This is a genomic window from Streptomyces sp. NBC_01381 (genome assembly GCF_026340305.1).
Lineage (GTDB): Bacteria > Actinomycetota > Actinomycetes > Streptomycetales > Streptomycetaceae > Streptomyces.
Genome location: NZ_JAPEPI010000001.1, coordinates 1979749 through 1994228, shown reverse-complemented (window position 1 = coordinate 1994228; position 14480 = coordinate 1979749). Strand labels below are relative to the sequence as shown.

General features: G+C 69.3%; 18 protein-coding genes. 8 read left to right on the top strand and 10 right to left on the bottom strand.

Annotated features, from left to right (window positions below):
• Window positions 1-123 precede the first annotated feature (123 nt).
• Window positions 124-711, bottom strand: coding sequence for an ABATE domain-containing protein (locus OG453_RS09520; RefSeq protein WP_266866437.1), 588 nt, complete (start codon window positions 709-711; stop codon window positions 124-126).
• A gap of 165 nt (window positions 712-876) precedes the next feature.
• Here OG453_RS09520 and OG453_RS09515 point away from each other — a divergent pair, with 165 nt between their 5' ends.
• The gene (locus tag OG453_RS09515; RefSeq protein ID WP_266866436.1) at window positions 877-1467 is read left to right on the top strand and encodes a DUF1772 domain-containing protein; all 591 of its coding nucleotides are present in this window, start codon (window positions 877-879) and stop codon (window positions 1465-1467) included.
• Here the strand turns inward: OG453_RS09515 and OG453_RS09510 are convergent.
• From OG453_RS09510 to OG453_RS09500, 3 genes are all read right to left on the bottom strand, one after another.
• The gene (locus tag OG453_RS09510; RefSeq protein WP_266866435.1) at window positions 1419-2558 is read right to left on the bottom strand and encodes a uroporphyrinogen-III synthase; all 1140 of its coding nucleotides are present in this window, start codon (window positions 2556-2558) and stop codon (window positions 1419-1421) included. The two genes, OG453_RS09515 and OG453_RS09510, sit on opposite strands and share 49 nt — an antisense overlap.
• Window positions 2559-2716: 158 nt before the next feature.
• Window positions 2717-4057 (bottom strand): NarK/NasA family nitrate transporter, encoded by a 1341-nt coding sequence (locus tag OG453_RS09505; RefSeq protein WP_266866433.1) that lies wholly within the window; start codon window positions 4055-4057, stop codon window positions 2717-2719.
• Between the two features lie 196 nt (window positions 4058-4253).
• The gene (locus OG453_RS09500) at window positions 4254-5147 is read right to left on the bottom strand and encodes a hypothetical protein (RefSeq protein ID WP_266866432.1); all 894 of its coding nucleotides are present in this window, start codon (window positions 5145-5147) and stop codon (window positions 4254-4256) included.
• A 173-nt stretch (window positions 5148-5320) separates the two neighbouring features.
• Here OG453_RS09500 and OG453_RS09495 point away from each other — a divergent pair, with 173 nt between their 5' ends.
• Complete coding sequence (locus OG453_RS09495) at window positions 5321-5806, top strand: cupin domain-containing protein (RefSeq protein WP_266866430.1); 486 nt, start codon at window positions 5321-5323, stop codon at window positions 5804-5806.
• Here the strand turns inward: OG453_RS09495 and OG453_RS09490 are convergent.
• Window positions 5803-6402, bottom strand: coding sequence for an alpha/beta hydrolase (locus OG453_RS09490; RefSeq protein ID WP_266866429.1), 600 nt, complete (start codon window positions 6400-6402; stop codon window positions 5803-5805). The two genes, OG453_RS09495 and OG453_RS09490, sit on opposite strands and share 4 nt — an antisense overlap.
• Before the next feature lie 50 nt (window positions 6403-6452).
• Here OG453_RS09490 and OG453_RS09485 point away from each other — a divergent pair, with 50 nt between their 5' ends.
• Complete coding sequence (locus OG453_RS09485; protein WP_266866427.1) at window positions 6453-7457, top strand: LysR family transcriptional regulator; 1005 nt, start codon at window positions 6453-6455, stop codon at window positions 7455-7457.
• Here OG453_RS09485 and OG453_RS09480 read toward each other — a convergent pair.
• Window positions 7376-7849: an ATP-binding protein gene (locus tag OG453_RS09480; protein ID WP_266866425.1), complete on the bottom strand. Its 474-nt coding sequence runs from the start codon at window positions 7847-7849 to the stop codon at window positions 7376-7378. The genes OG453_RS09485 and OG453_RS09480 overlap by 82 nt on opposite strands.
• A gap of 223 nt (window positions 7850-8072) precedes the next feature.
• Here OG453_RS09480 and OG453_RS09475 point away from each other — a divergent pair, with 223 nt between their 5' ends.
• Together OG453_RS09475 and OG453_RS09470 are read left to right on the top strand one after the other, a co-directional pair.
• A complete protein-coding gene (locus OG453_RS09475) occupies window positions 8073-8924 on the top strand; it encodes a DUF5753 domain-containing protein (protein ID WP_266866423.1) in 852 nt (283 codons plus the stop codon).
• A gap of 10 nt (window positions 8925-8934) precedes the next feature.
• Window positions 8935-9132: a DUF397 domain-containing protein gene (locus tag OG453_RS09470; RefSeq protein ID WP_266866421.1), complete on the top strand. Its 198-nt coding sequence runs from the start codon at window positions 8935-8937 to the stop codon at window positions 9130-9132.
• Here OG453_RS09470 and OG453_RS09465 read toward each other — a convergent pair whose 3' ends face one another.
• Window positions 9133-9618, bottom strand: a complete 486-nt coding sequence (locus OG453_RS09465; RefSeq protein WP_266866419.1) for a hypothetical protein — start codon at window positions 9616-9618, stop codon at window positions 9133-9135.
• 81 nt (window positions 9619-9699) lie between these two features.
• Window positions 9700-10251 carry a MarR family winged helix-turn-helix transcriptional regulator gene (locus OG453_RS09460; protein WP_266866417.1) on the bottom strand — a complete coding sequence of 184 codons (552 nt, stop codon included), beginning with the start codon at window positions 10249-10251 and terminating at the stop codon, window positions 9700-9702.
• 147 nt (window positions 10252-10398) lie between these two features.
• On the opposite strand from OG453_RS09460, the gene OG453_RS09455 reads away from it, so the two are divergent.
• Window positions 10399-11334 carry an EamA family transporter gene (locus OG453_RS09455; RefSeq protein ID WP_266866415.1) on the top strand — a complete coding sequence of 312 codons (936 nt, stop codon included), beginning with the start codon at window positions 10399-10401 and terminating at the stop codon, window positions 11332-11334.
• Between the two features lie 86 nt (window positions 11335-11420).
• Window positions 11421-12068 carry an NAD(P)-dependent oxidoreductase gene (locus OG453_RS09450; protein WP_266866413.1) on the top strand — a complete coding sequence of 216 codons (648 nt, stop codon included), beginning with the start codon at window positions 11421-11423 and terminating at the stop codon, window positions 12066-12068.
• Here OG453_RS09450 and OG453_RS09445 read toward each other — a convergent pair.
• On the bottom strand, window positions 12052-12807 hold the full coding sequence (locus OG453_RS09445) for a hypothetical protein (protein ID WP_266866411.1): 756 nt from the start codon (window positions 12805-12807) through the stop codon (window positions 12052-12054). The genes OG453_RS09450 and OG453_RS09445 overlap by 17 nt on opposite strands.
• 88 nt (window positions 12808-12895) lie before the next feature.
• Here OG453_RS09445 and OG453_RS09440 point away from each other — a divergent pair, with 88 nt between their 5' ends.
• On the top strand, window positions 12896-13789 hold the full coding sequence (locus OG453_RS09440; protein ID WP_266866409.1) for a LysR family transcriptional regulator: 894 nt from the start codon (window positions 12896-12898) through the stop codon (window positions 13787-13789).
• Here the strand turns inward: OG453_RS09440 and OG453_RS09435 are convergent.
• On the bottom strand, window positions 13770-14462 hold the full coding sequence (locus tag OG453_RS09435) for a hypothetical protein (RefSeq protein WP_266866407.1): 693 nt from the start codon (window positions 14460-14462) through the stop codon (window positions 13770-13772). The genes OG453_RS09440 and OG453_RS09435 overlap by 20 nt on opposite strands.
• Window positions 14463-14480: the final 18 nt, after the last annotated feature.

The following is a 14480-nucleotide window of genomic DNA, read 5'->3' as shown; positions in this document are numbered from 1 at the left end:
CCTCCGGTGTCCGCACTTCGTCGGGCTCGTCTTGACTGGCTCACCGGGGATGTACGCAGGAAACAGCGCAGGTGTTCAATCGCGTCTCGAACTTTTCTGATCACGCCTTCACAGAGCCTTCGATCACGCCCTCGCCAGCGCCGCCCTGCGCCGATGTCTGGCCACCCGCTCGCGGTTGCCGCACACCTCGCTCGAGCACCAGCGGCGGCGCCGCCCGCGCGATGTGTCCAGATACACGATGGGGCAGTTGTCGCCCTCGCACTGCCGGAGGAGGGCGCGCGCCGCGGGGTCGGTGAGCAGGTCGACGGTGTCGCGGGCGACCGCCGCGAGGAGTGCCGCGCAGCCCGGGTCGCCGTTCAGTACGCGGGCGAGGGAGCCGTCGGGGCGCCGGATCGCGCGGGCGGACGGCGGGGCCGCCGCGGCGAACGCGTTGACCCGGGCGAGCGCACCGTCGGCGGACCGCCCCTCCAGCTCGCCGCGCACCAACTGCCCGATGTTGCCCCGCAGTTCACGGAAGGCGATGAGCCAGCCGGGGCCCGCGCCCGGCAGCGCCGTACGGTCCGGGACGAGCCCGGCGCCCGCGAGCCAGGCGCGCAGCCGGTCCACCGAGTCGAGCCGCTCCGCCGGATGGGTCGTCGCCACGAGATCCAGACAGCTCCGCCCGGAGTCGAATCGCAGCTCGTACGTGGCCGGGTCCATGCCCAACGCCATGCGCCTGTCACCGCCTTGTGGGGTTACCGGTGAGTGCTCCCCCTACAGTGCCTCGCCGCGGGCGGGCACGGAACCCCTGCCACCGGGCGCGGGTGAGACGCCCGCTTATGGAGGCGCGCTTTAAAGCGATGGTCCGGCGCCCGCCCGCACGATTGACTCTGCCCCATGACAGACATACGCGTGACGAACAGGGCGGACAAGGCGGACAGTCGGGGGCGGGGCACCGCCGGGATCGTGCTGGGGGTGGCCACGGTCGCCATGGGCCTGATCGCCGGAGCTTTCTATGTCTTCGCGTGCGCCGTCATGCCCGCACTCGGGCGCAGCGGTGACCGCGTCTACATCGAGGTCATGCAGAACATCAACGACGTCATCGAGAACCCGGTCTTCTTCGCGAGCTTCATCGGGGCGCTGGTCTTCACCGCGGTCTCCGCGTGGCAGCTGCGCGGGACGGGCCCGCGCCGGTGGGTCCTCGCGGCGCTCGTCGTCTACGTCGTGGCCTTCGCCCTCACGTCGGCCGTGAACGTGCCGTTGAACGACGACCTCGCGGCCGCGGGCGATCCGGCGAAGATCGCCGATCCGGCCGCCGTGCGCGAGAAGTTCGAGGACGCGTGGGTGGCCTGGAACATCGTGCGGGCCCTGCTCTGCACCGTCGCGACGGGCCTGCTCGCACGGGCGCTGGTGCTCTTCGGCCGGGACAGCAGGGCCCGTCAGTCGGCGTACTTGGACCCGGCGGCCGGATCCAGCGCGAGCCGGTAGCCGCGCTTGACGACCGTCTGGACCAGCTTCGGGGCGCCGAGTGCCGTGCGCAGCCTGGCCATCGCCGTCTCCACCGCGTGCTCGTCGCGCCCGGCACCGGGCAGCGCCCGAAGGAGTTCGGCGCGGCCGACCACCCACCCCGGGCGGCGGGAAAGCGCCCGCAGCAGCGACATGCCGGCAGGCGGCACCGGACGCAGCTCGTCGTCGACCAGGACGGCATGGCCGCGGATCTCTATGCGGTGCCCCGCGATGGGCAACGTACGGGCGCGGGAAGGCAGTTCCTGGCACAGGATCTGTACGAGGGGGCCGAGCCGGAAGCGCTCGGGCTGCACGGTGTCGACCCCGCGCGCCTGCAGCGGCAGTGCGGTGACCGGACCGACGCAGGCGGGCAGCACATCGTGCTGCAGGGCGGCGAAGAGCTCGAAGGACATGCCCCGCTCCTCGGCGCGGGCGAGCAGCGACGCGGCGGCGGGCGCGCTGGTGAAGGTCAGGGCGTCGACGCCGCGGGCGACGGTGGCGTCGAGCAGCCGGTCGACGGGCCCGAGGTCCTCCGGCGGCATCCACCGGTAGACGGGCACCACGACGACGTCCGCTCCCCCGGCCCGCAGGGACTCCACGAAGCCGGGCAGCGGTTCGCCGTGCAGCTGGAGCGCGACGCGCCGCCCGGCGACGCCCTCCCCGAGCAGCCGGTCGAGCACCTCCGCCATGGACTCGGACGAGGGCGACCACTCCTCCGTGAGCCCGGCGGCACGGATGGCGCCTTTCACCTTGGGCCCGCGGGCAAGCAGCTCGACCCCGCGCAGACACCGCAGCAGCGCGTCGCCGAAGCCCCACCCGTCGGCGGCCTCGACCCACCCTCGGAACCCGATGGCGGTGGTGGCGACCACGACATCGGGAGCGTGGTCGATCAGCTCCTTGGTGGCGGAGAGCAGCTCGCTGTCGTCGGCGAGCGGGACGATGCGCAGCGCGGGCGCGTGCAGGACGGTGGCGCCGCGCCGCTGGAGCAGCGCGCCGAGCTCGTCGGCGCGCCGGGCGGCGGTGACGCCGACGGTGAATCCGGCGAGGGGGCCGTTCTGCTGGCTCGCGTGCATGGCTGCTCTCGTCCCGCTAGTACCGCATGGTGTGGTGCTCCGTGCTCCGGAGCCGCTTCGTATCCGGTCCGGGGTTGAACGAGCCTGCCAAGGGCCCGTGACAACCCCGGATCACCACGATGTCGTACGTGTTACGCCAGGCTACGGTCAGGCTTCGCTCAGACTTCCGCGTACGTGAGCTGGGGCTTCGCCTCGGCGTGCGGCTCGGCCGCCTCGGGGGCCGCGGTGCGGCGAAGGTATACGGCCCACGTGACGCAGAAGCACGCCGCGTAGAAGGCCAGGAAGGCGACGAAGGCGCCGGTCCCCGACCCCACGGTCTGGAAGGACTGCCGGAAGGCGAGGTTGATCCCGAGCCCGCCGAGCGCGCCGACGGCTCCGATGAGCCCCATCGAGGCGCCGGAGAGCCGCCGCCCGTAAGCCGCGGCTGCTTCCCCCTCAAGTCCCTTCTGGACGGCCTTGGCCTGGAAGATGCCCGGGATCATCTTGTACGTGGACCCGTTCCCGAGCCCCGTGAGCACGAAGAGCACGACGAAGGCGGCGACGAAGAGGGCGAGCGACTCCCGCATGGAGGCGATGACGACGACGCCCGTGGCCGCGCCCATCCCGACGAAGTTCCACAGCGTGATCCGGGCCCCGCCGAACCGGTCGGCGAGCCGCCCGCCGACGGGCCTGATCAGCGAGCCGAGCAGCGGCCCGATGAAGGTGATGGAGGCGGCCTGCAGCGGCGTACGCCCGAACTGGGTCTGCAGCACGAGCCCGAACGCGAAGCTGTACCCGATGAAGGACCCGAAGGTCCCGATGTACAGGAAGGCCATGATCCACGTGTGCGGATCCCTGACGGCCTCCTTGGCGGCCCCGGTGTCGTTCTTCACGGTCGCGAGATTGTCCATGAAGAGCGCGGCGCAGACGGCGGAGACGAGAATGAAGGGGATATAGACCCCGAGCAGCACCCGCGGCCCACCGCCGGCCCCGATGACGGCGAGCCCGGCGAGCTGCACGACGGGTACGCCGATGTTGCCGCCGCCGGCATTGAGCCCGAGCGCCCACCCCTTCTTCCTCAGGGGGAAGAAGGAGTTGATGTTGGTCATGCTGGAGGCGAAGTTGCCGCCGCCGACGCCGGTGAGCAGCGCACACACCATGAAGGTGGTGTAGGAGGTACCGGGCTCCATGACGACGAAGGCGGCTGTCGTCGGGATGAGGAGCGCGCTGGCCGCGATGATCGTCCAGTTGCGCCCGCCGAAGCGGGCGACGGCGAAGGTGTACGGGACGCGGACGACGGCCCCGACGAGGGTCGCCATCGACACCAGGAAGAACTTCCCTGCGGGGTCGATCCCGTACTCGGGTCCCATGAAGAGCACCATCACGGACCACAGGGTCCAGATGGAGAAACCGATGTGCTCGGAGAGGATCGAGAACACCAGATTCCGCCGCGCGACCCGTTCCCCCTCCTCCTCCCAGAACGTGTCGTCTTCCGGGTCCCACCGCTGAATCCATGACATGACAGGCCTCCGCATCTCCCACAGCTAGGGCTGATGGCCTCGAAGGTAGGGAGACCGGGTTTCAGCCCTGTGCCATGCGGTGACCGGCGGGGAACGTTGCTCTCACGTGGGGGTGGGGTGGGCGGTGAGGGGGCTTGCGCGGGGAGCCTGTGTCTGGACGTGAGGCCTGGGCGGGGGCCTGGGCCCGAGGCCTGGGTCAGCCGACCCAGGGCAGGACGTCGGTCCCGCCCTTGTCCCACTTCATCGTCACCTCGTCGTCGGCCTGCGTGAGGTTCGCGGCGATGAACTTGGCGTCGTCGCCGGTGCCGCACTTGAGCGCGATGCGGAAACCGGTGCCCTGCGCCTGGCCGAGCCCCATGCACAGGCCCTTGCCGCCGGCATCGATGTACGACACCGAGTTCTTGCCCTTGCCCTCGCCGGAGGTGAGCTTGGCGCCGATGGTGAGTGTCTTGTTCTCGTCGTTCTGCCACTGCCCCTCGAAGCCGGTGTCCCCGGCGGGCCGGGTCGGCTCTTCTTCTTCGAGGGGGTCTTCGGTGGCGGGGTCTTCGCTGGGGGCCTCGGTGACGGGGTCCTCCGTGGCCGGGTCCTCGGAGGGCTCCGCCGATTCGGCCGGCGGCTCCGAGGGGCCGGCCGAGACGCTCTTGTCGGCCTTGGGCTTCTGATCGCCGTCGTCGCTGTCACCGCTGGTGGCGAGGAAGATGCCGCCGCCGATGAGGGCGGCGGCCACGGCTACGGAGCCGATGATGATGCCGAGCTTCTTCTTGCCGGGGGCGCCGCTGGGCGGAGGGGGCGGCGGGTAGCCGGCGTATTGGGGGTCGGGGCGGCCGAAAGGGGGCGGTTGCTGGCCGTATGAGGGCTGGGGCGGCTGGCCGTAGGGGGTGGTGCCCTGCGGGGGCTGGCCGTAGGGCGGGTGAGCGGGCAGCGGCTGGGTGGGCGGCGCCCCCGTGTACGGGTTCTGCCCGTCGGGCTGCTGCAGCGGCGGGGGCGGCGGTGCGCCGTAAGGACCGGCGGGCGGTCCCGGTACGGGCGACTCGGGCTCCTGCGGGGGGCCGAAACCGTCCTGCGGCGGCTGTCCGGGAGGCTGGGTCATATCGGTACGGGTCCCCTCGCTGTCCGGCCCCTGAACAGAGCCCGACGGAGACCCCCTGCCCCCGCCCTCCCCCAACATCCACCACGGGCATCGGCGGCACAAGGCAGTCCGCACGCGTATCGTCGAATTGGGTCGAATTGGGACGACTTGCTTCGAAGGGCGGTGCGCGCCCAGTGATCGAGCATCGGATATTGGGTCCACAAGACGGCGAGCTCTACGAACCCGCACAAGCATGCGGGGACCGGTTCCTGATCAACAGCCGTGAGCAGGGCGGCCGCTTCACACTCGTCGAACATCGCCTGCCGCCAAAGGTTCTCGCCGCCCCGGTGCACAAGCACACCCGCGAGGACGAGTTCAGCTTCATCCTCGAAGGTTCGGTCGGCGCGAGGTTCGGCGACGAGGAAGTCGTGGCAGGTCCCGGCAGTCTCGTATTCAAGCCGCGCGACGAGTGGCACACGTTCTGGAATGCGGGCGACACCCCGGCCCGGCTACTGGAGATCATCTCTCCGGGAGGCCTGGAGGAACTGTTCCGCTGGCTCGACCGCCTGACCGAGGAATTGCCCCCGGAGGCGATGCAGCAGAAGGCGGAGCTCTACGGCTGCTCGTTGGACATGGAAGCGACGATGGCGCTCGTCACGAAGCACGGCCTCACCTTCTAGTCTGTTCGCCCGGACACCCGCACCCCCGGATCAAGACACCACTCCAGGACCGACGGCCAAGCCCCGTACCCCGCGTCCAGATCCAGGTGCCCGCCACCCGGTACGACATCGGTGTCGAGCCCGAGCGGCACGCCGTACCGCGCGGCGGCACCGCCGGGACAGAAGGGATCGTCGTCGGCGGCCACGAGCCGGACCTCACCGGCAGCACGGGCCACCTGCGCGGCGCTGACCTCGGGCCCGCCGAACCCCGCGACTTCCTCGTACCGCGCGAGCACGTCGCCGGAGGGCGGCGCGACCAGCAGCACCCGATCAACCCGTCCCCCACCACGGGCCACGGCGTGCAACCACAACAGAACACCAAGGCTGTGACAGACGACGACCTGCTCACCATCGAGAAGAGCCTGAAGCCGCCCCAGCCACACCTCAAGATCCGGATCATCAGGATCCGGAAGCTGCGGATAGCTCACGCGAGCACCACGACCGCCGAGTTCACCGGCCAGCCACCGCTGCCAATGCCCTTCGGGCCGGTGGTTCTGCCACCCGTGGAGGATCAGAAAGGAGGAGTACGGGGCCGGAGTCACGGAGGTCGGAGTCATGACACCGATCGTCGAGGCGGCCGCCCATCAGGTCCAGTTAATGTTTCTGGATGGAACAGGTAAGCGGCACCTTCACGATAGACCTGCGCCGCCTAGGCGCCCTGCGCGAACTGGACCGCAGGGGCAGCCTGGCGAAAACCGCGGAGGCAATGCACCTGACCCCTTCGGCGGTGTCCCAGCAACTGACCGCCCTCTCCCGCGAGTTGGGCGTACCCCTGATCGAACGCCAAGGCCGCGGCGTCAGACTCACAGGCCAGGCACGGGTGGTGCTGCAGCACGCGGACGCAATAGCGGCCCAGCTGGAGCGCGCCCGAGCCGAACTCGCCGCGTGGGGCCAGGGCCAACGGGGCGCCCTGACGATCGGCGCGTTCTCGAGCGCAATCTCAGGCCTGCTGCCGGCAGCGATGACAACCCTGTCCTCAACCCACCCCTACATATCGATCTCAGTCGTAGAAGCCGAACCCCCGGACCTCTTCACGCGCCTGGACGCGGGCGAGATCGACATAGCCGTGGCGGTGGACTTCGCACAGGCACCCCCGTTCACGGACCGCCGCTACACCCGGACGCCCCTCCTGACGGACATCCTCGACATAGCCCTGCCGGCCAAGCACCGCCTGGCGCACCTCCCCCGCATCCCCCTGCGCGAACTGGCCACCGACCCCTGGATAGTCGGAGACGCCCGCAGCTGCTGCGGCGCGGTGACCCGTTCGGTCTGCGCGGCGGGAGGCTTCACCCCGGAGATCCGCCACGCGGTGAACGACTGGCAGTCCCTGGCGGCGCTGGTGGAAGCAGGCGCGGGCGTAGCCCTGATCCCCCGCCTCCTCCAACCCCTGCACCGCCCCGCCCTGATCCTCCGCACCCCCGAAGGCGAGCCCCCGGTCCGCCACGTCTTCGCGGCGATCCGCACGGGCACGGAGCAGGACCCGGTACTGACGGCGACCTTGACCCACCTGACCCAAGCGGCAGCCACCCTTCAGACGGCCACGCCCGCACCGCACGCCACCCCCTCCCCCACCTCAAACCACAACAACTTCCCCCCACTGCCAAAGAGTTGATCTCCGAGCGGCCACCCGCCCCACGCATCAGCACACTCCCGTACGAGAAGCAGCCCACGCCCACCATCGGAGTCCATCGGCGGCATGGGAGCCCCGAAGACGCCGGGAGGCTTGTCGAAGGGAGCGGGAATGAAGGGACTGCTGTCCCACACCCCGACCCGCAACCGCCCGGCTCGCACGGACCGCAGCCGCAGCGAGGCGGGACCTTTCGTATGCCGATAGGCGTTGGTCACCATTTCGGACGCCAAGAGCTCGGCCACGTCGATGAGTTCACTCATCCCGTGTCCGGCGAGCGCGGCACGCAGAGTCATACGGGCAACGCGGGGTGCTCTTGGATCGTGGGGCAGATGAAGGGCGTACGACCAACCTTGGGGCGGGGCTACGGTGAGCATGGATGCCTCCTGAAAGGAAGGGACTCGAGCCGCCCGGCAACTGCGTCCAGCGGTGGCGGTACCGCATCACACGGTGCTCTTCCGGCTTACAGACGCGGCCAGTTGAGCGGCTTGGCCCTCACCGTAGAGCAGTCGGTGTGATACTTGATACCGAATCGGCATTCAGCTTCACGTTTCCCTCGTGTGGGTGACCGAGGGGCGAACCAGGAGAGAGAAGGCAAACGTGCCACCCAGCACTAGCCCCACCTTGCGCCAACGGCGACTAGGAGCCGAGTTGCGCAAGCTCCGCGAACACGCAGGGCTGACCGCGACAGCCGCCGCCGCACTGCTCGGCCTCAAGCAGGGCCAGATCAGCAGCATCGAGGCAGGCCGCTACCCGGTAGGCGCAGACCGCGTGCGTACCTTCGCGCGCAGCTACAGCTGCGCCGACGAACCCCTGGTCGAGGCCTTGGCGTCCATGACCGGCGGTCGTAAGCGCGGCTGGTGGGACGACTACCGCGAATACCTGCCCGTCGGCCTGATCGACCTCGCCGAACTGGAGCACCACGCAACTGCGTTGCGCGTCGCCCTCGTGATCCACATGCCCGCGCTGCTGCAGACCACGGACCACGCCCGCGCGCTCTTCCGCGAGGTAGTTCCGCCCATGCGGCAGTACGAGATCGAGCACCGCCTCACGCATCGCATGAAGCGCCAGGAGATCCTCCACCGGGCAACCCCGACCCCGTATACCGCTGTCATCCACGAATCCGCCCTGCGGATGGGGTTCGGCGGCGCGGTCGTCAGTCGCGCGCAACTCCAACACCTCGTGGAGATGAGTGAACTACCCAACGTATGCGTCCGAGTGATCCCCTTCGGCCACGTCCCCTTTCCCGGGACAGGGCAGTCCGTCGACTATCTCGCAGGGCCTGTCCCACGGCTCGACACCGTCCAGTTGGACACACACCACGGGTGCGAATTCCTGGACGCAGAGGCACAGTTGACCAAATACCGCTCCGTCCTGGACCGCATGGAGAGGGGCGCGCTCGAGCCATCTCCATCACGCCATCTGATCCACAAACTGGCCAAGGAACTCTGAGGAACCGACCATGGACACGCACAATTGGCAGAAGTCCACGTACAGCGGCGACGCATCGAACTGCGTCTACATAGCCGCCACCCCGGACGGCACCCTCCGCCTCCGCGAAAGCGACACCCCGGACATCATCCTGACAACCACCCCCAACCCTCTGCACGCCTTGATACGCACCCTCAAGGGCGGAGCGGCGCGAAGGGGACGCCGGTGATCAACGTTCGCGTCGGATCAGGGAGTCGTAGGCGCCGAACTGGGGGATGCGCTCCCAGTTGCTGGTCATGTCGATGTTTCGACGACTCTCACTGGAGACTTCGTCTCCGATCTCGATCTCTTGAACCACAATTCCGTCCGGCGTGAAGTCGTAAGATTCCATGCGCTCGGCGTCCGCGTATCCGCCGCGTTCGACAGAAGTTCCGTACTCGTACGAGGTCACCGTCTCAAGGAATAGCGACCCGTTGATGACGGTGAAAGTGTATTCCAGGGATGTGCGGCCGTAGCCGTCCATGAAGGCAACAGCGGCATAGCCCGTTTCGAGCCGGATGTGCACGCGCAGTTCTGGAGCTGAGCCTTCTGCGAGGTAGGCGACGGCGGTGTACAGCTCTCCGGAAGAGTGACGGGCCTGAGCCTCCCTGGGCTTCAGCGGATCCATCGGCTCCTCGGTGAGGGTGTTCCAATCCTCGCAGTAGATCCAGATCATGCCCTCTTGACCTAACCCTTCGGGAGTCGGTAGACGTGACCGGTGTCTGGAGATACATAGAGTGCGATAACTCAGCGGCACTCACCCCAGGCGCACATCCCCCAACGACACCAACAACCTCCGCAATGCCCCGTCCAACGCCCGTCGATCCTCGGCCGACAACGCCCCCAACATCCGCTCCTCGTTGGCGACATGATCGACCACCGCCCGGTCGACCAACTCCAGCCCCGCCTCCGTCAGGCGCACACGAATCGCCCGGCGGTCCGCCGGGTCGGGGTGGCGTTCGATCAAGCCCTTGCGTTCCAGTTTGTCGAGGCGGTTGGTGATCGCGCCTGACGTCACCATCGCGGACTTCAGGAGGCCGCCCGCCGTCAGCTCATGCGGGGCGCCCACCCGGCGGAGGGTTGCCAGGACGTCGAACTCGGCGAATTCCAGGCCGTGTTCGGCGAAGATCGGCTTCATGCCTTTGCTCAGCAGGTGGTCCGCCCGTTTGATGCGGCCCACCAGGGCCATCGCGTCCAGGCCCGCGGCCGCCATGTCCGGGCGCTCACGGTGCCACTGAGCCCGCAGCTCGTCGATGGCGTCGGGGCCTGCCACCTCGGGTCGCCGGTCCGTCTCCTGCTCAGCCGCCACGCCTGGTTCCTTCCTCGTCGTCGAAGCCCCCGACCCCGGATCACCAGATATCTCAACGTTCAGATACTTGACGTTCGCAGACCCTGGGGTCCATATTTATCTCAACGTTGAGAATAACAGCGTTGAGGGGAAACGAGGGGAACCGATATGCCCACCACTGTCAGGACCATCAGCACCGCCACCACCCCCACCGGCAGCGCCACCCGCAGCCCCCGCACCTCCGCCCTCGCCGCCGCAGGCCTCGCCGCCATCGGCCCCGCCACCTGGGGCACCACCTACGTCACGACCACCGAGCTGCTGCCCCCGGACCGCCCGCTGCTCGCCGCGGCGCTCCGCGCGTTGCCCGCCGGGCTCATCCTGCTCGCGCTGACCCGGCGGCTGCCCACCGGCGACTGGTGGTGGAAGGCCGGCATCCTCGGCCTGCTCAACTTCGGGGCGTTCTTCCCACTCCTCTTCTTCGGCGCCTACCACCTCCCCGGCGGCGTCGCCTCGACCATCAGCGCGGTCATGCCGCTGCTGGTCGCGGGATTCGGGATCGGGGTTCTGAAGGTGCGGCCCACGCGTCGGACCCTCGCCGCCGGGCTCGTCGGAGTCGCGGGCGTCGCCCTCCTCGTGCTGCGCGGCAACGCATCCGTCGACCTCGCGGGAATCGTCGCCATGCTGGTCGCGACGACGCTGATGGCCCTCGCCGTCGTACTGAGCAAGCGATGGGGACGCCCGGAAGGCGTCTCACTGCTCGCCCTCACCGGCTGGCAACTGACCGCCGGTGGCCTGGTGTTGGCGCCCATCGCGCTGACCGCAGAAGGACTCCCCGACCACTTCACCGGCGCCAACCTCGCCGGCTACGCCTACCTCGGCATCATCGGCACCGCCATCGCCTACGCCCTCTGGTTCCGCGGCATCGAGCGCCTCCCCGCCTCGTCCGTGTCGTTCCTGGGGCTCACCAATCCCGTCGTCGCCACCCTCGCCGGGCTGGTTCTGCTCGGGCAGACCCTCACCCTCTGGCAGGCGGGCGGGCTCGTCCTCGTCGTGGCGAGCGTCCTGGTCGGGCAGGGCCGCCGTACAGCCCGGAAGCACCCGTAAAGCACTCACGTACTCACGGAACACTCACGATCAACCACCCCACCACCCCACCACCCCACTACGCCACCACCCAAGGAGCAGTCCCCATGCGCATCACCGTCTTCGGAGCAGCCGGAAACGTCGGCAGCCGCGTCGTCACCGAGGCCCTCACCCGCGGCCATGAAGTCACCGCCGTCGTCCGCGACCCCGCCCGCTTCGGCGAGCTGCACCCGGACGCCGCCCACCGCACCGGCGACGCCCAAGACCCCGAGCAGATCGCCGAGTTGAGTGCCGGCCAGGACCTCGTGGTGAACGCCACCAGACCCGCCCCCGGCCGCGAACGCGAACACGCCGCCATCAGCCGGGCGTTGCTCGCAGGACTCGCGGACATCAACGGCGTACGCCTGATGATCGTCGGCGGGGCCGGCAGCCTCACCGTGCCGGGCAAGGAAGGCGTCCTGGCGATCGACGACCCGGCCTACGTCCCCACCGCCTGGCGGCACATCGCCCTCGCCTCCAACGATCAGTACGACGCCGTCCGCACCGCCGACACCGAGGTCGACTGGACGTATCTGAGCCCGTCCGCCCTGCTCGAGCCGGGCGTCCGCACCGGCACCTTCCGGCTCGGCACGGATGAGCTCATCGTCGACGCGGAAGGCAACTCGTCCCTCTCCATGGAGGACTTGGCGGTGGCGCTCCTGGACGAGGCCGAACTCCCCAAGCACCGGCGCACTCGCTTCACCGCCGGGTACTGAACGGCACAGAGCCCTCGGCCGCGGCCGCATGGTCGACCGCCGCAGCGGCCAGCGCCCGGATGATCGGGTGGGGCCGAGTGCCGTCGTCCGCGAGCTCGGGCTGGAACAAGGTGGCGAGGAAGAACGGGTGGTCCGGCAGCTCGGCCATACGCACGTCGCCCGCCTCGTCGACGCCGCTGAAGCGCAGCCCGTGCGCACGCAGCACATTCAGATGGGCCGGGCTGAGGCCATACGAGCAGTGGTACCGCTCGACAGTCCGCTCAGCACCAAGGACACGCTCCGCCAACGAGCCCGCCACCACCTTGACCACGCCTTCGTGCCCGACCAGGGAGCAGGCCAGGGGGACGACGAGCAAGTCGTCCCCCTCCGGTCGGTTCTCGGCGTGGTCAACACCGGAGAGCCCGCACACGCCGCGCGCGAACTCCAGGAGCGCGTGCTGGAAGCCACCACACGTGCCCAGGAACGGGATCCCCTGCTCACGCGCGGTGCGGGCCGCCGCGATCGCTCCGGCTTCGCTGCGATACGGGCTTCCGGGCACAAGCCAAATGGCATCGAATCCGCTGAGACCGTCGGCGGCTTCCGCGTCCTGGGTCGGGATCCAGTACGCGTCCAGGACCAACTGGTCACGCTGGGCCAGCGCGTCGAGAAGACCGGGGATACGAGTGTGGGCCCGCACGCCGGGCGAGCGGTCGCCCACCAGCGCGAGGCGGGCCGTCGAAATGTTCGAAGGCTCAGGCATGCGAACATCCTGACCCGGCAGCCGAGTTCAGCACCAACGATGATCCGCGACCCTCCCATTAGCAATACTGATGGCAATACTGATGGGCATGGATCCGCACCTTCTCCGTACGTTCGTTGCCGTGGCGCGCTGCGGTTCCTTCTCCGAGGCGGCTCGCGAACTGGGCTACACCCAGTCGGCGGTGTCCCAGCACATCGCCGCGCTCGAAAGCGACCTCGGAGCGGTCCTGCTGCAGCGGCGACCGGTCTCTCCGACGGGCGTCGGCGTCCGGTTGCTGGAGCACGCAGGGCCGCTGCTGTTGCGACTGGACGCCGCCCGCGCGGACATAGCGCGCCTCACCGCGGCACCCGCAGCTGCCCGCACCGTCATCGGCGTCTCGCCTCTGGCCCTGACGCCACAGCTCACCCGAACGCTTGCCGACATACGCCGGACGCAGCCCCTTTGGGAGGTGACCGTACGCGTCCTGAGTCGTGAGGTCATCACCCGCCAAGTCGCCACCGCAGCACTGGACATCGGCCTGGTCGACGGCGTGGCCGCGCCCAACGACCCACTCCACCTCCCCGACGTCGGCCCACTCACGGCGACAGCTGTCACTGAACAACGGCCGGCCGTCGCTCTCCCCGCTCAGCACCCACTGGCAGGCCGGGCCGGCCTCCGCCTGGTCGACCTCGCAGACGCCCGCTGGATCGACGCCCCCGACACCGCCATCCCACTGGCACAGCTGCGCACCACGAGCGGAACCGACGGCTTTCGCCCGTCCTTGCGCTACGAAGGAACCGACGTACGCGGACTCCTCGCCCTCACCGCCGCAGGCCACGGCCTCGCGCTACTGCCCCAGCCGGCAATCGAGGGCATCCCCGGCATCAACTCGGTCCCCGTCTCCGCACCACGGCTGGTTCACCGCACCGAGGTCCTGCACAGCAATGCGGTGGACGGTCCCCCGGCACTCCTCGCGGCAGCTCTCAGGCGGGCCGCGGGATGACGTCGGCGAGCGGATCATCGAAGCTGACCAGCTCCGCGACCTGTCCGAGGATGGCGCGGTAATGCTCCCGGCGAGCGACTTCGGCGGTGGTCAGGGTGACGACGGCAAGTCGCTTGCCCGCCGGGTGCGGGAGGTGGGCGTGAATCTGGAGGAGCTGCTGCTGCAGGAGGCCGCTGCCGAGGGAAGGCGTGCGCACGGTCTCGCTTACGGACGCGGGCCCGCAGGGCAGTTCGACGTACTCGACGTGTGTGTGCCCCTCGGACGACGCGACGGCACGGGCGGCGGTGACGGCGGGCGGCGCGAGGGCGATGTCCCGCCAGGCGAGCGTGAGGAGGGAGAGCAGCAGCGGGCCGCCTGTTCCGCCTACGTCGTCGCGATGCAGGCCTACGGAGCAGTGCACTGTCCCGGCTTGGCACAGGGCTGCCAATATCTGCTTCCCTGCGGATAGTTGGGCGATGATCTGCTGACGTGCAGCCGTGCCATCGGGCGCCGCGTCGAGGAGTGGGGCGAGGGCGGTGCGCAGCTTCTCGGTGGCTGGGGAATCCTGCGGGGCGAGGAACACGTCGAGCGGGATGGTGGTGAAGCCGGCCGGTTCGACGAACCAGAGGTCGGCGTCGGGGTCTTGGGCGGATTCGTGGAGGGTGAAGAAGGGGGTGGAGGTGTCGCTACTCATGGGGGCATGCCTCTTCAG

Excerpts from the sequence above, each read along its gene's own strand:
- OG453_RS09520 (WP_266866437.1), bottom strand. The coding sequence starts at position 711 with ATGGCGTTGGGCATGGACCCGGCCACGTACGAGCTGCGATTCGACTCC.
- OG453_RS09515 (WP_266866436.1), top strand. The coding sequence starts at position 877 with ATGACAGACATACGCGTGACGAACAGGGCGGACAAGGCGGACAGTCGG.
- OG453_RS09510 (WP_266866435.1), bottom strand. The coding sequence starts at position 2,558 with ATGCACGCGAGCCAGCAGAACGGCCCCCTCGCCGGATTCACCGTCGGC.
- OG453_RS09505 (WP_266866433.1), bottom strand. The coding sequence starts at position 4,057 with ATGTCATGGATTCAGCGGTGGGACCCGGAAGACGACACGTTCTGGGAG.
- OG453_RS09500 (WP_266866432.1), bottom strand. The coding sequence starts at position 5,147 with ATGACCCAGCCTCCCGGACAGCCGCCGCAGGACGGTTTCGGCCCCCCG.
- OG453_RS09490 (WP_266866429.1), bottom strand. The coding sequence starts at position 6,402 with ATGACTCCGACCTCCGTGACTCCGGCCCCGTACTCCTCCTTTCTGATC.
- OG453_RS09485 (WP_266866427.1), top strand. The coding sequence starts at position 6,453 with ATGGAACAGGTAAGCGGCACCTTCACGATAGACCTGCGCCGCCTAGGC.
- OG453_RS09480 (WP_266866425.1), bottom strand. The coding sequence starts at position 7,849 with ATGCTCACCGTAGCCCCGCCCCAAGGTTGGTCGTACGCCCTTCATCTG.
- OG453_RS09470 (WP_266866421.1), top strand. The coding sequence starts at position 8,935 with ATGGACACGCACAATTGGCAGAAGTCCACGTACAGCGGCGACGCATCG.
- OG453_RS09465 (WP_266866419.1), bottom strand. The coding sequence starts at position 9,618 with ATGATCTGGATCTACTGCGAGGATTGGAACACCCTCACCGAGGAGCCG.
- OG453_RS09455 (WP_266866415.1), top strand. The coding sequence starts at position 10,399 with ATGCCCACCACTGTCAGGACCATCAGCACCGCCACCACCCCCACCGGC.
- OG453_RS09450 (WP_266866413.1), top strand. The coding sequence starts at position 11,421 with ATGCGCATCACCGTCTTCGGAGCAGCCGGAAACGTCGGCAGCCGCGTC.
- OG453_RS09445 (WP_266866411.1), bottom strand. The coding sequence starts at position 12,807 with ATGCCTGAGCCTTCGAACATTTCGACGGCCCGCCTCGCGCTGGTGGGC.
- OG453_RS09440 (WP_266866409.1), top strand. The coding sequence starts at position 12,896 with ATGGATCCGCACCTTCTCCGTACGTTCGTTGCCGTGGCGCGCTGCGGT.
- OG453_RS09435 (WP_266866407.1), bottom strand. The coding sequence starts at position 14,462 with ATGAGTAGCGACACCTCCACCCCCTTCTTCACCCTCCACGAATCCGCC.